The following is a 13,754-nucleotide window of genomic DNA, read 5'->3' on the forward strand; positions in this document are numbered from 1 at the left end:
TGGAAGTAACTTCCAGCCGATGAGTGTTTTAGAAATGTTAAACGTTGAAACGGAACTCCATTACATCGCCATCTTGAACAATGTATTCTTTTCCTTCCTCACGTAATCGTCCTGCTTCTTTGACCGCTTTTTCAGAACCGTAGTGAACCAAGTCATCATAAGACATCGTCACTGCACGAATAAAGCCTTTTTCGAAGTCTGAGTGGATGATACCAGCTGCCTGAGGAGCTTTAATCCCGCGTTTAAAGGTCCAAGCGCGTACCTCTTTTTCACCAGCAGTAAAGTAAGTTCCGAGACCCAGTAAATGATAGGCTGCACGCGTTAATTTATCGACACCTGACTCCGTCAGTCCGATAGCTTCTAAGAACTCTTGCTTGTCTTCATCATCAAGTTCAGAGATTTCTTCTTCTGCACGCGCTGAAATGACAACAACTTCTGCATTTTCGGTAGCTGCAAAATCACTAATAGATTGGACGTAGGCAATATCACCTGGCTCTGCGACCTTATCTTCGTCAACGTTTGCTACATAAAGAACAGGTTTTGTTGTCAAAAGAAAGAGTCCTTTGACGACTTTTTGTTCTTCTTCAGTGAACTCAATGGTGCGAGCTGATTTGCCATCTTCTAAGACAGGTTTGATTTTTTCAAGAACCTTAAATTCAGCAACAGAATCTTTGTCTTTTTGTGTACGAGCCATTTTTTCAACACGCGCATAGCGTTTATTGATAGATTCCAAATCAGCCAGAATCAACTCCAAATTGATGGTTTCAATGTCTGCGATTGGATCAACAAATTCTGATTCACGGCCTTGCTCACGCATCACATTTTCATCATCAAAAGCGCGAACAACGTGTACAATAGCATCTACTTCACGGATATTAGCCAAGAATTTATTTCCCAAACCTTCGCCACGTGAGGCACCTTTAACAATACCAGCAATATCGGTAAATTCGAAGGTTGTTGGAACAGTCTTTTTAGGTTTGACTAATTCTGTCAATTTGTTTAGGCGTTCATCTGGGACTTCGACCATGCCGACATTGGGGTCGATAGTTGCAAAGGGATAGTTGGCTGCTTCTGCACCAGCCTTTGTAATTGCATTAAATAGTGTTGACTTACCGACATTTGGTAGACCAACAATACCTGCTGTTAAAGCCATAACTTAGTAACTTCCTTATCTTTTTTCAATCATGACCATTATAGCATAAAATCAAGTAAAAAAAGCCTATCAAACGACAGACTTTTTTAGGAACTAATTAAGAGAAGTAGTTCCCCAAACTCCTATAAGATTTAGAAAACAATAAATCAAAAAAATAATCAATAGAGTAGCAAGGACATTAGCAACTATAATCCAGTAAAGTCTAATCAACTCCTTTATATTGACCTTCTTTTTTTCAAAAACTCTTTCAATTCTCACTTCTGGAGTTTTTCTTAGTATTAATTCATCTAGACTAACTTCTAAAATAGTGGCTAATTGGATCAGGTTATCCATATCTGGAGTTGCATCGCCATTTTCCCACTTTGAAATCGCTTGTCTAGAAATATACAGTTGTTCAGCTAGGGCATCTTGAGATAAATTTTTGGCTGCTCGTAAGCTTTTGAGTTGTTCTGCAAAGATTGTCATGATAATAACTGTCCTTTCTCTCTATGTCATCATCAGTATAAGCCAATACCACTGAGCTTACCAGCACTTTTGACAGCAACTCCTAGTTGCTAAAGTCTCAAAAAGGTTGATTTAACAACACTATTGCGGTTGCGATAAAATTTTCCTGAGTTTACGGTCAAAATCATAACGACTCATCATGACCAGATGTTGACAATTCGTACACTTGATTTTAATATCGGCTCCTAAACGCATAATTTCCCAACAATTGGCTTTTTTTCCTGTTGATTTAATAACACAAGCATGGGGCTTCTTCATTTCGACTTTAGTACCCAATTGATACATAATATGTTCTCCTCATTTTAGTTATTATAACAAATGTAAGGGCTAAAAAACCACTTAGACATTGCTAAATGGTCTCAAGAGAATTAATTGGTACGAACAGGTGTAATGAGTTGAATAAAGTTCTCACTATCATCCCCTGGCATTAAGGTAAATGGTCGTACTGATGATAGAAAACGAACGCGTACGGTTTCACTCTTTAAAGCTTTGAGGGCTTCAATCAAGTAGGTTGGATTAAAGCTAATGGTCAAATCATTACCAGATAATTCCTCAGTATCTAATTCTTCGTTTACTTTTCCGACTTCTGGTGAGTTGACATGGGCACTGACTGCATTATCGACAATTTCAAGTTTTACGGTTCCGTTTTGTGTCGCATTTGACACCAAGAAGGCACGTTCCATAGCTTGACGAAGATTAGTGGTTCTAAAAACAACTTCTGTTTCAAAATGAGTTGTTAGGAGACGATCAGTATCTGGGTAGACTCCTTCAAGAAGACGGGTGTAGAAGCTTATATTTTCACTTCTAAAGAGAATTTGGCTAGCAGAGAAGAAAATCTCTACTGTTTCGATATCATCCGTAAAAACGGCTGAAAACTCACGTAAAGAGCGACTAGGAATAACAACATCAAAATCAGCTGACTTCTTCTCTAAGTTTAATTGACGTTGACTCATGCGATGAGAATCTGTAGCAACAGCTTTAAAGACTTGATTATCTTTAAGCATAACGTGAACACCTGTCAAGATAGGACGACTTTCTTGAGTACTTGCTGCAAATGATGTTTCCGTAATCACTTGTTTAAGCATTTTGGTTTCCATGATTAAAGGATTATTGGTATCAACTTCTTGGAGACGAGGGTACTGCTCAACGTCCTTTCCTTTAAGAGTGATTTCTGATTTACCGCTCGTGATTTGAACTTGATAATTGTCCATTTCTTTAAAATCAAGGGTTACATCAGGTAAACTCGATACAATGTTGATAAAGAAACCAGCTTCTAAGAGGATATCTCCTGGAGAAGTTATTAACAAGCCTGCATTGTCATTTTCAGTTGAAATAAAATGTTCAATTGAAATTTGACCATTGGAGCCTGTTAACGTAATGCCAGAAGTAGCTACTTCAATTTTAATTGTGGATAAAATGGGAATGGCATTTTTAGTAGAAATAGCTCGCTTAGTAGCATTAAGAGCGTGTAGAAAAAAAGCTTTATTAATTGCAAATGAAATCATGGATACTCCTTTATATCTAAAGTATTATATATAGTATTAGTAATAGGCGCTGTTGACATTGTGGATAAACGCCAAAAAGCAAAGAGTGTCAGTGAACGAGACTTGTTCACAAGTTGTGGAAAAATCTAACTCAAAACAAGAACTTATCCACAACTACTTAATTTTGTTTTTGATACTATCAAGCTCAATTCGAAGCCCTTCGTCTTGAGCGAGCATATTTTTGATTTTATTATAGGCGTGGAGAACGGTTGAGTGATCACGGCCACCAAATTCTTTGCCAATCTTAGGAAGAGAATTGTCAGTCATCTCACGCGCAAGGTACATAGCTACCTGTCGAGCTAAGACAATATTTTGTGTTCGCTTGGTTGCTTTAATTTCTTTGACAGTAACCCCATAGAATTTTCCAACGGTAGTCTGGATATCTTCGATTGGGATGACAGTCACTTGAGGCCCATCTTTTTTACGAGCTCGGATAGCTTCAGCAGCAACTTCAACTGTTATTACTCGTACCTTCTTGAAATTGGCCACAAGGCTGATATCTTTCAAGGCTCCTTCTAATTCACGAACATTTGAATCAAATTGGCCAGCTAGGTATTCAATGGTTTCTGTGGGAAAATCAAAGTCATATTCTTGAATCTTATTAGTTAGGATAGCCACTCGCGTTTCAAAATCAGGTGGTGTAATGTCGACAGTTAGCCCCCACTTAAAGCGCGTGACCAAGCGGTCTTCCAAATCATTGAGATGATCAGGGTTGCGGTCGCTAGTTAAGACAATTTGTTTATTATTGGCATGGAGTGCGTTAAAGGTATTAAAAAATTCTTCCTGAATCCCAGCATTGGTTGTTTTCTTTGGCAAGGATTGAATATCATCAATGAGGAGAACATCGAGTGTCCTAAAATTATCTTTTAGTTCATCCATGGTATTGAGTCTAAGGTGTTTGGTAAACTCATTCATAAAATTTTCAGCTGTAATGTAGCGAATCCGAGCATTTGGATTATCTTGTAAGACGGTATTGCCAATAGCATTGAGTAAGTGTGTTTTACCTAGACCTGGACCACCATAAATAAAGAGAGGATTGTAGGAGATACCTAGCTTTTCAGTGACTGCAATAGATGCTGCTACTGCCCAGCGGTTTTCATCGCCTTGAACGAAATTTTGGAAGCTATACCTTTCATTGAGATTTGATTCAACATAGGGTAAAGTAGCTGCATTTTGAGCAGTGGTAGCGGTATAATCGACAGCCTCATTAGTTGTTGAGGGCTGTAACTCGTCTTCTGAAAAGATGTAGCGATTTGAAATTTCGGTATTAAAAATTTCAAAACCAGCTGTTAAGGTAAACGGTTGAAGATTTTTCTGCCAAAACAGTTCTTTCATCTCGCTATCTAAAAGGATAGTTGCCGTATTATTATCAATCCTGATTAATTTCGCGTCTGTTACAAAAAAATCAAAAGTAGCTTGTTTTAGTTGGCTATGAGCCAATTCTAAAACCCTATTCCAAAAGATGCGTTCATTTTCGGTCATAGCTATCTCCTTTTTAGTCATGTCTTGCTAACATTCTAACATAATGTAAGGGAGTTATCCACAATTTGAGGAAAGAAAATCCACAGTGTTAAAAGAAGTTTTCCACAGGTTGTGGAAAGTAAAAAGAAGCTCTTGATATAACGGGCTTCTTTCGTTTTTTGTTGTGGATAAGTAGTGTTTGTAAAATTAACAATGAACAAGTTATTTTAGCTTGTTGATAATTCTGTTGAATTCTTCTTCGTTGGAGAAGGTAATGGAAAGGTGACCTTTCTTTTGTTGAAAACCTGAGATGCTGACTGACAAGCCAAGTGATTTTTGAAGTTCTTCTTCCAAATGGTTTTGGAAAATCGTTTTTTCTTTTGAAGTTGGCTGCTTGTCTTCTTTTTTGAGACTTTTTTCCAACTGATGAACGCTTATTTGATGACCAGTGATTTCTGTTAGCCAAAAGTTCTGTTCTTCTTTAGAGAGGGGAAGAATCAGCCTAGCATGGCCTGGCGTAGCTAGACCTTCTTCAATGGCTGTCTGCCAAGAAGAAGAGAGCTGTAATAGGCGTAATTGGTTTGAAATATAGGGCCTAGATTTCCCAATGGATTTGGCTAGTTCTTGATGAGTCATTCCGAGTTTATCGATGATATTTTGATAAGCTTTGGCTTCTTCAATGGGATTTAAATCGGCTCTTTGAAGATTCTCAATAAGAGCTTGTTTCATACTCTCTTGATAGCTTTTTTGAGTAATGATTGCCTGAATATGGCTCTTACCAAGAAATTGATGAGCCCTTAGTCGTCTTTCACCAGCTATTAACTCATAACCGATAATATCTGATGGCCTAACGATAATGGGCTGGATTAAGCCATTATTTGCAATGGATTCAGCAAGTGCTTTGATGTCTTCTTCTTTGAAAATTTGTCTTGGCTGATTGGGGTTAGTCGTGATATCACTGATCAAAATGTCTTTTAAAATATCTGTCATTGCTTAAATCCTATGGTTATAAAAACGTTGAAAAAGCCCCGAAGGGCCTCTTCTTAGTTATTTTCTAAGTCTTTGGTTGACTTGCTTAATTTAATAGCGGCTGTTTGTTTATCTTTACCACGGTAGTAAGTCACTTTGATAGTATCTCCAATATCATGTCCATAAAGAATGCTTTGGAGATCACTTGTTGATGTGACGTCTTTGTTATTGATTTTAGTAATAACATCGTAGCGTTTGAGTTTACCTGAAGCGGGCATATTATCTTGAACTGAAGCGACAACAATACCAGCTGTGACACTTTCAGGGATTTTTAGTTCTGAGATTACACTGGTTGAGAGATCGCTCAAATTAGCCATAGAAATACCAAGAGCAGGTCGTGTTACTTGGCCATTCTTTTCTAACTGATTGATAATTTTTAGTACATCATTAGCTGGAATAGCAAATCCCATTCCTTCTACGGCTTCGCCAGCTGTTGAAGTTGAAGAAATTTTACTTGAATTGATTCCAATAACTTGGCCTTCAATGTTAATGAGCGCTCCTCCAGAGTTACCAGGGTTGATAGCAGCATCTGTTTGAATGGCATTGGTTGAAATGGTCTCACCTTCATCATTTTTAAGGGTCACCGTACGACTTAGACTGGAAACAATCCCTTGAGTAACAGTGTTAGCATACTCGGTACCGAGTGGGCTTCCCATAGCGATGGCTGTTTCGCCGACATTAAGTTTATCTGAATTAGCAAATTCGGCAACAGTTGATACCTTTTTACCTGAAATTTTGACAACAGCTAGGTCAGAGTAAGTATCGGAACCAACTAACTTTCCGACAACTTTAGTACCATCAGAAAGCATGATTTCGATACTTTCAGCTCCATCAATAACGTGGTTATTAGTAACAACATAAGCTGAACCATCTTGTTTTTTATAGATAACCCCAGACCCCTCACTGTACACGCTAAGTTCATCACTGGAATTTTTTTCTTGGTCATTGCCAAAGACTTGTGAATAGAGGTCATTTAAAGAGGAATTGGATTTTTTTCGATAGTTGATAACGGAAACGACAGCGTCTTGTACTTTTTTAGCTGCTTTGGTTGTGTCGGTTGTATTATTGTAGACAACATTGCTAGTTCTAGTTTTTTGGTGGGAATTACTTGAAGATGGTATTAAGTTTTCTGAGAAATAAAAAAACATAAAGGCTCCTAGTAAACCAGAAATCAGAGCAACTATAATGGTTGTCAGTGTTCGTTTAAAGCTATTGGTTGATTTGTTTGTCAAATGAATCGCCCCTATCTATTATTTTAGAAATACTTTTACTGTTGTTTAAAAGCATAATTGAAGTGTCTTAATTATAGCTTAAAGATGTCAAAAAAGAAAGTATCCACAGGCTGTGGATAAGTCTTGTTGATCTGTGGGAATCCTTTAAACTAGCGAGAGAAGACACCGCTATTTAATCATTAACATGTGGATAAGGTGTTAAAATACTGTGTATATGCTATAATCAAGTCATGAAAATCAAAATTATTTGTGTTGGAAAATTAAAAGAAAAATACTTAAAGGATGGTATTGCTGAGTACGTTAAACGAATGGGACGTTTTACCAAATGTGATATCATTGAATTGCCTGATGAAAGAACACCTGATCAAGCCAGTCCAGCAGAGAATCTTAAGATCTTAGCAAAAGAAGGTGATAAAATTTTAGCTAAAATTGGAGAGAGAGACTATGTTGTGGCCCTTGCCATTGAGGGAAAACAATATTCATCCGAAGATTTTGCTAAACAAATGGCAAAAATTACTCTAGCTGGGACTTCTACGATTACTTTCATCATCGGTGGTAGTCTTGGGCTAGATGCGCGTGTTAAAAAAAGGGCTAATCAACTGATGAGCTTTGGTTTATTGACTTTGCCGCATCAGCTGATGCGTTTGGTGTTAGCTGAGCAAATTTATCGTAGTTTTATGATTCAACAGGGGAGTCCGTATCACAAATAGAGAGTTAGGTAAAAAAAAAAGCAACTGGAATAATTTGTTCCAATTGCTTTTGTTTGATCCCAGCAGGATTCGAACCTGCGACCGTTCGCTTAGAAGGCGAATGCTCTATCCAACTGAGCTATGGGACCACTATTACTCCATTAGTTTATCAAAAAATAATCCAATCTGCAATAGTAAAAAAAGTTTAAAAAAGAGCTAGACAAAAAAAAATTATCTGCTATAATAGTAAGAGTGTTAAAGATAACATCTATGGTCCGTTGGTCAAGGGGTTAAGACACCGCCTTTTCACGGCGGTAACACGGGTTCGAATCCCGTACGGACTATTGTAACTTTTTGTCAATTGTAGTGGGTTGACTTATAGCTAACACCGAGAGAGAATCAGGTTGGTTCTCTCTTTTTTTTTGGATTTAAGATGATTAATATCTTGATTCTAAAGTTTTTGAAGTTTCAAAAACCAACAGCGTTGGCTTAGTGGCTTTAATAAGATGATTAGTGGCTTCAAGTTTAGCATTTGAATAAGGTACAGCTGAAACACTTTTAATCTCGTTTCCAAATTTTAAAAATCCCTTGAAAACAGTCTGAAAAGGTGGATTGATACTATCTAGCTGATCCTCAATCACGTCGAAAGATTGATCTGACTGCTTTTCTTAAAAGTGAAAGAGCAGAAGCTGATAAAATTGGCAGTGTTTCCCAAGTTCAGCGGAGTCGCTTAGAAGGCGTTTGACAATCCCCTGGATGGTTAACGCATGCGGAAATTTGGACGATAAAAGCACTTATCATTTAGTCCATGCTTGTCTCGTTGCATCAGCTTCACATAACGTTTTAAAGCCTTGTATTTATGAGAATAGTGGTCGAAGATATTCATAATTTGGGTGTCGAGCCCCGGCTGTTGTGACATACGAAAAACAGTCAAGGACAATCTGAACATTGGTACACATTAGTTTAGCCAGGTCATAATAAGGGCTAAGCCCATCTATGATGATAATTTCGATGCGGTTTCTGACCTTGTCTAGAACAGCATATCAGATGGTTATGACTGATCTCCTGCGTTCGCCCATCAAGGATAGCAAGATGCTATTAGTGTCAACATCTTGAGCAATAAGGTTCTCTTCTTTTTTTGAAGACATACTCGTCTCAGCGCGTTACTTCTGACAAACAAGTCAAATCAGTCTTGTCATCAAAGCGATTGAGTTGTCGATAGACGGATGATACTGATAGTATTATTAGACATGGTGTAGCCGTGTCTCTTATCACCCTTGGCAAGGATAGCCACTTCTGAATTTGCTTCTCAGATCAATTCAACTATTTATTCACATCATATGACTTTTTTGTCTTGTAATGATACCTTGTTTTAGTGGTGTCATTTTCAATACTTGACGCCAAGCGTCCACCTATTTTGATAACATACAGACTAAAATTGATGGTTCGAAAGGACGTCTTGTTTGCGAAAATTTCTGTAGAAAAATAGGAAAACAGTCGCAGCTACTTGCCTCTAGAAAATTTTATCTTAGTGAATCCTACGTTCTAAAATAGGTTCCTTGCCAGTTTTTAAGACGCTATCTAGCGACAAAAGCCCCAACGACTTGACAAAATCCTTCTACTTTCACACAACAAAAAAGTAGTGTTCACTCCCTCCTGTCAGAGGTTTCCTCACTACTAAGTATGCTTTGTGTGCGATTAAAAAGCTCCATAATCTCCACAGTGGCGTTACCACTACAGAAATTATAGAGCCAAAAAGTTTTAGACTATACCTTTTACAATTGGAGACTGGTATCATTATTGTGTCTTTTTCGATTTGCTTAAAGGGTTACCTTGCTTGAAGCACTTGGGAAATGAATGATAACAAACAAATAATACCAGCCCCAGAAGCGATAGTAAACTTCCTTCTTTTAGCCCTTGAGGAATGAAGGTAAGCTTAACAGATCCTCTTCCTTTAGGGACATCAACGATCATAAACCCCTTTTGAGCTCGTCGGATTGCGGTTTTCTTACCATTAACTCTTGCCTGCCAACCTTTATCAAATGGGAGGGTATAGATTATTGAGGAATCCTGCTTAGCGTGATAGGTCGTTAAAACCTTATTGCCCTCTGTCTTTGTTTGAGCACTTTGATTTTTAATCGTTTTTATAGCTTTTTGATAAGAAAGTGTGTTTAATCCATAAAAATTTGGTGAGTCAAAACTGACAGTAGCATTGTTGGGAAAAGCTAGGGTTACGATAATCGTTTGTGGCTTTTCAAAATAGCCAACATTAAAGAAGGTATAGGCATTGTCTGTGGTATATGTTTGAGAGACTTTGCCGTGGGAAATAGTAACTTCTTTCTGATTGTCATTAGCAAAACTAAGATTAGGAACACTGATATAAACTTGTTGATGGGCGGGTAGAGATAATTGGTAGCTGATTGTTGTCCTACCAAATTGATCAGCTTTTAGGTTGACACGATTGGACAAGTGGTTATTATTACTAATAGGATTGCTCATTAGGCGTTGGAAGTAAGTCTCTGATAGTCCAGAAAGTTGATTAAGGAAATTAGCTTGATTGTCAAGCGTGTTGACAGTGAACTTGACATCTTTGTAAACGTTCGTTGAAAGAATACCAAGAGGTAAAGCGTAGTTATTTTTATAGAGTTCCATGGCATGGGAAGACTTTTCTTTTGTAAAGCCAAATTTTTTGGGATCAGATTGGGTTAAATTATATTTGACAGCAAATAAACTATCTGCAAGGATTGTATTGTTTTGATAGCGTAAGTTGAGATTTGTACCATGGGACTGGAATCCTAGTCTATCTAGGCTGCTACTTGAGGCTGTATTGCGGATTGATGAAAATTGAGAAATCCCATTGTAATTGAATTTCATACTGTCATTTCCAGTTTGAGGAAGAAGACGTTCTGTTCGATAAAAATTAATCTCTTTAGATTTGGAGTAGTTGACAAGTTTTTCGATATCAGCCATATTTCTTTCATAGCCTTCTCTAGTAGGAAAGACCCACTCCTCGCCTAAGCTACGCACGACAAAAAAGGTATTCATAAATATTTCAAGAAGTGTAAAGAAGAGTGTAAAGCTAAGTAAAAATCCTTTAGGAAGTAACCGATTATTATTGTTCAAGAGAATAACAGTATAGGAAATCAAGAAAATAATGGTCACCATAAATTGAGAAATCGTCAAAAAGTCATATTCTTTTTGAAAGCTAGTTGTAGCTAAGAAACCTAAAACTAGGAATGTAAATGGTATTATAATGTTTCTTAGTTTAAAGGCTTGCCAGTGTTCAAGGGTTTCTGCAGCCATAAATACTAGAAGTAGGGATAAAAGCCAAGAATAGCGGTGTAGAAACATGTTTGGAGCATGCATTCCTTGCCAAAGAAGATCCAGTGGTTCAAGATAAAAGGAAGCGATTATGAAGCTAATGAGTAATAAATAAGCTAATCGAATTTGCCATTTAATAGTTTTAAGAGTAAAGAATATAAGACTTAAAACAAGTGGAAATAAACCAACATATATCATCGGGATAGAGCCAAATTTTGTGGTATCATAAGCTCCGATAATATTTTTGGCAAAGAAATCTAAATACCAGGCATCTTTGGACAACCATTGATCAAATGTTGAAAATTGTTCACCATGGGTTGACAGGTCCAGATAGCTCGGTAATAACATGATTGAGCTAGATAGAGCTGAAAAGATTGAGACAAAAGTAAAATCTAAAACTTGTCTAAGGGAGCTTTTCCAAGAAATTGCTCTACTTTGTTGAACCAAAAAATAGAGTGTTAAAAAGATAGCCATCATAAATCCAAAATAATAATTTTGAATAAATAAAACAGTGAGACTAATATAGTAAAGCCAACATTGACGTTTTTCAAGGAGCAGGTGTAATCCTAATACAATTAAAGGTGCAGTGATAAAAACATCTAGCCAAGTATTGATCTCTAATTGGCTGATTGCAAAGCTCATTAGAGCGTAAGAAGTGGATAAGGATAAGAGAAACACTTTGTTGACATTGCTGTAAAGTTGTCGTAAAGCAGTAAACATAGTTAGTCCAGCAAATCCAAATTTTAGTAAGGTAAAAAGATAGATAGCTTCAGGAATTGATCGAAGAGAGAAAAAATAGAGAAAGGGAGATAATAAAGATCCCAAATAATAACTAATAAGAGCGTAGAAGTTTAATCCTAAACCACTAGTGAAAGTGTAAAAAATACTATCTGATCCGTGTAAGATATTTCTAAGATTCTGAGCAAAGATAGCATATTGATGGAAGCCATCACTGGCTAAAATGGTCCGTTCACTTTTCCACCAGATTTCATTAGTGAATAAGACAATAGCCATTATTAGGAAAGGAAACAAGAATCCTAGAAGATAAGGAAGTCCTTTTTTGATTGTAAATTTAGAAATCATAGTTTAACCTTGTCAACAGTGTGTAAAGTATAGTAGAAAACTCAGTTGATCATCAACTGAGTTTTCTGTTTTTTAGTCTTTCCAAAGTTCTTGAACTTTTGCTTGAACTTCTTTATTGTCAAGAAACTCATCGTAAGTTTCATCGATCCGGTCAATGACTCCATTCTTAGACAAAACGATGATATGATTAGCAAGTGTTTGAATGAATTCGTGGTCATGACTGGCAAAGATAATGGATTCTTTGAAGGCTTTTAGGCCATCGTTAAGGCTTGAGATAGATTCCAAATCCAAGTGATTAGTTGGATCATCAAGCACCAACACATTTGATTTAAGGAGCATGAGTTTCGATAGCATGACACGCACTTTTTCGCCCCCTGACAAGACGTTGACAGACTTGTTAACCTCGTCACCAGAGAAGAGCATACGACCAAGGAAACCACGTAGGAAAGTGTTGTCATCTTCTTCTTTAGCAGCAAACTGACGTAACCATTCAAGAATAGATTCTCCATTTTCAAAATCTTTAGTGTTATCTTTAGGAAGATAGGACTGACTCGTTGTCACTCCCCACTTGACAGTACCTTCATAAGGAATATCTCCCATGATGGCACGAATGAGAGCTGTTGTTTGAAGGTCATTTTGACCAATTAAGGCGGTCTTGTCGCCTGGTCGAAGGATAAAACTAATGTTGTCCAGTACTTTTTCACCTTCAATGGTGACAGAAAGATTTTCAACGGTTAAGAGGTCATTTCCAATCTCCCGTTCTGCTTTAAAGTTAATGAATGGGTATTTGCGACTTGAAGGAACAATTTCCTCTAGTTCAATTTTATCAAGCATTTTCTTACGAGAAGTGGCTTGTTTTGATTTTGAAGCATTGGCCGAAAAGCGAGCAACGAATTCTTGAAGTTGTTTAATTTTTTCTTCGGCTTTGGCATTACGGTCTGCTTGTAGACGTGCGGCTAATTCAGAGGATTCTTTCCAGAAATCATAGTTACCAACAAAGAGTTTGATTTTACCAAAATCAAGGTCAGCCATGTGGGTACAGACCTTGTTCAAGAAGTGACGGTCGTGAGAGACAACGATGACTGTGTTTTCAAAATCAATTAAAAAGTCTTCCAACCATGAAATTGATTGAATATCAAGACCGTTGGTAGGCTCGTCAAGAAGAAGAACATCAGGTTTACCAAAGAGAGCTTTAGCAAGGAGTACTTTCACCTTGTCCCCATTAGCTAGTTCACTCATGTTTTGGTAATGGAGGTCTTCTGGGATATTTAAGTTTTGGAGTAATTGAGAAGCTTCTGATTCAGCTTCCCAGCCACCAAGTTCTGCGAATTGACCTTCTAACTCGGCTGCGCGGACGCCATCCTCATCAGAAAAGTCCTCTTTCATATAGATAGCATCTTTTTCTTTCATGATGTTGTAAAGGTCCTGGTTACCCATAATTACAACATCGATAGCACGTTCTTCTTCGTAGTCAAAGTGATTCTGACGAAGGACTGAGAGACGCTCATCTGGGCCCAGTGAAACGTGTCCAGTCGATGGCTCAATATCACCTGCTAAAATTTTTAAGAAGGTTGATTTCCCGGCACCATTAGCGCCAATAAGGCCGTAGGTGTTTCCTTCTGTAAATTTGATATTAACATCATCAAAAAGTTTGCGATCGCTAAAGCGTAGTGAAACGTCTGAAACTGTAAGCAATATGTTTACCTCATGTCTATATTCTAATTGTATTCTACTAGAA

The 13,754-nt window shown here is 37.4% G+C and carries 11 protein-coding genes and 2 tRNA genes; 2 read left to right on the forward strand and 11 right to left on the reverse strand.

Annotated features, from left to right (window positions below):
- Positions 1–37: 37 nt before the first annotated feature.
- From ychF to A2G56_RS07250, 7 genes are all read right to left on the reverse strand, one after another.
- Complete coding sequence (gene ychF, locus A2G56_RS07220) at positions 38–1,153, reverse strand: redox-regulated ATPase YchF (protein WP_062710836.1); 1,116 nt, start codon at positions 1,151–1,153, stop codon at positions 38–40.
- A 93-nt stretch (positions 1,154–1,246) separates the two neighbouring features.
- Positions 1,247–1,618, reverse strand: coding sequence for a helix-turn-helix domain-containing protein (locus A2G56_RS07225; RefSeq protein ID WP_082785127.1), 372 nt, complete (start codon positions 1,616–1,618; stop codon positions 1,247–1,249).
- Between the two features lie 120 nt (positions 1,619–1,738).
- The gene (locus A2G56_RS07230; protein ID WP_062710843.1) at positions 1,739–1,942 is read right to left on the reverse strand and encodes a DUF951 domain-containing protein; all 204 of its coding nucleotides are present in this window, start codon (positions 1,940–1,942) and stop codon (positions 1,739–1,741) included.
- Positions 1,943–2,025: 83 nt separating this feature from the next.
- A complete protein-coding gene (dnaN, locus tag A2G56_RS07235; RefSeq protein WP_062710850.1) occupies positions 2,026–3,162 on the reverse strand; it encodes a DNA polymerase III subunit beta in 1,137 nt (378 codons plus the stop codon).
- 153 nt (positions 3,163–3,315) lie between these two features.
- Positions 3,316–4,683: a chromosomal replication initiator protein DnaA gene (gene dnaA / locus A2G56_RS07240; protein WP_062710851.1), complete on the reverse strand. Its 1,368-nt coding sequence runs from the start codon at positions 4,681–4,683 to the stop codon at positions 3,316–3,318.
- 201 nt (positions 4,684–4,884) lie between these two features.
- Positions 4,885–5,652 carry a ParB/RepB/Spo0J family partition protein gene (locus tag A2G56_RS07245; protein ID WP_062710852.1) on the reverse strand — a complete coding sequence of 256 codons (768 nt, stop codon included), beginning with the start codon at positions 5,650–5,652 and terminating at the stop codon, positions 4,885–4,887.
- Between the two features lie 53 nt (positions 5,653–5,705).
- Positions 5,706–6,923, reverse strand: a complete 1,218-nt coding sequence (locus A2G56_RS07250) for a S1C family serine protease (RefSeq protein WP_062710855.1) — start codon at positions 6,921–6,923, stop codon at positions 5,706–5,708.
- Positions 6,924–7,153: 230 nt separating this feature from the next.
- Between A2G56_RS07250 and rlmH the strand changes: the two genes are divergently transcribed.
- The gene (rlmH, locus tag A2G56_RS07255; protein WP_062710858.1) at positions 7,154–7,633 is read left to right on the forward strand and encodes a 23S rRNA (pseudouridine(1915)-N(3))-methyltransferase RlmH; all 480 of its coding nucleotides are present in this window, start codon (positions 7,154–7,156) and stop codon (positions 7,631–7,633) included.
- A gap of 54 nt (positions 7,634–7,687) precedes the next feature.
- Here rlmH and A2G56_RS07260 read toward each other — a convergent pair.
- Positions 7,688–7,761 (reverse strand) — tRNA-Arg (locus tag A2G56_RS07260).
- Between the two features lie 123 nt (positions 7,762–7,884).
- On the opposite strand from A2G56_RS07260, the gene A2G56_RS07265 reads away from it, so the two are divergent.
- A tRNA-Glu gene (locus A2G56_RS07265) sits at positions 7,885–7,956 on the forward strand.
- A 93-nt stretch (positions 7,957–8,049) separates the two neighbouring features.
- On the opposite strand, the gene A2G56_RS07270 is transcribed toward A2G56_RS07265, so the two are convergent.
- From A2G56_RS07270 to A2G56_RS07280, 3 genes are all read right to left on the reverse strand, one after another.
- Complete coding sequence (locus A2G56_RS07270; protein WP_062710861.1) at positions 8,050–8,253, reverse strand: ISL3 family transposase; 204 nt, start codon at positions 8,251–8,253, stop codon at positions 8,050–8,052.
- 1,156 nt (positions 8,254–9,409) lie between these two features.
- Positions 9,410–12,016, reverse strand: coding sequence for a YfhO family protein (locus A2G56_RS07275; protein WP_062710864.1), 2,607 nt, complete (start codon positions 12,014–12,016; stop codon positions 9,410–9,412).
- A gap of 72 nt (positions 12,017–12,088) precedes the next feature.
- Positions 12,089–13,711: an ATP-binding cassette domain-containing protein gene (locus A2G56_RS07280; protein ID WP_062710866.1), complete on the reverse strand. Its 1,623-nt coding sequence runs from the start codon at positions 13,709–13,711 to the stop codon at positions 12,089–12,091.
- Positions 13,712–13,754: the final 43 nt, after the last annotated feature.

The organism is Streptococcus halotolerans, from assembly GCF_001598035.1.
GTDB classification, from domain to species: domain Bacteria; phylum Bacillota; class Bacilli; order Lactobacillales; family Streptococcaceae; genus Streptococcus; species Streptococcus halotolerans.

What these genes read in the sequence shown, in the direction of transcription:
- dnaA (WP_062710851.1), bottom strand. Translation starts at nt 4,683, where the DNA reads ATGACCGAAAATGAACGCATCTTTTGGAATAGGGTTTTAGAATTGGCT.
- rlmH (WP_062710858.1), top strand. Translation starts at nt 7,154, where the DNA reads ATGAAAATCAAAATTATTTGTGTTGGAAAATTAAAAGAAAAATACTTA.
- dnaN (WP_062710850.1), bottom strand. Translation starts at nt 3,162, where the DNA reads ATGATTTCATTTGCAATTAATAAAGCTTTTTTTCTACACGCTCTTAAT.
- A2G56_RS07275 (WP_062710864.1), bottom strand. Translation starts at nt 12,016, where the DNA reads ATGATTTCTAAATTTACAATCAAAAAAGGACTTCCTTATCTTCTAGGA.
- A2G56_RS07245 (WP_062710852.1), bottom strand. Translation starts at nt 5,652, where the DNA reads ATGACAGATATTTTAAAAGACATTTTGATCAGTGATATCACGACTAAC.
- A2G56_RS07230 (WP_062710843.1), bottom strand. Translation starts at nt 1,942, where the DNA reads ATGTATCAATTGGGTACTAAAGTCGAAATGAAGAAGCCCCATGCTTGT.
- A2G56_RS07225 (WP_082785127.1), bottom strand. Translation starts at nt 1,618, where the DNA reads ATGACAATCTTTGCAGAACAACTCAAAAGCTTACGAGCAGCCAAAAAT.
- ychF (WP_062710836.1), bottom strand. Translation starts at nt 1,153, where the DNA reads ATGGCTTTAACAGCAGGTATTGTTGGTCTACCAAATGTCGGTAAGTCA.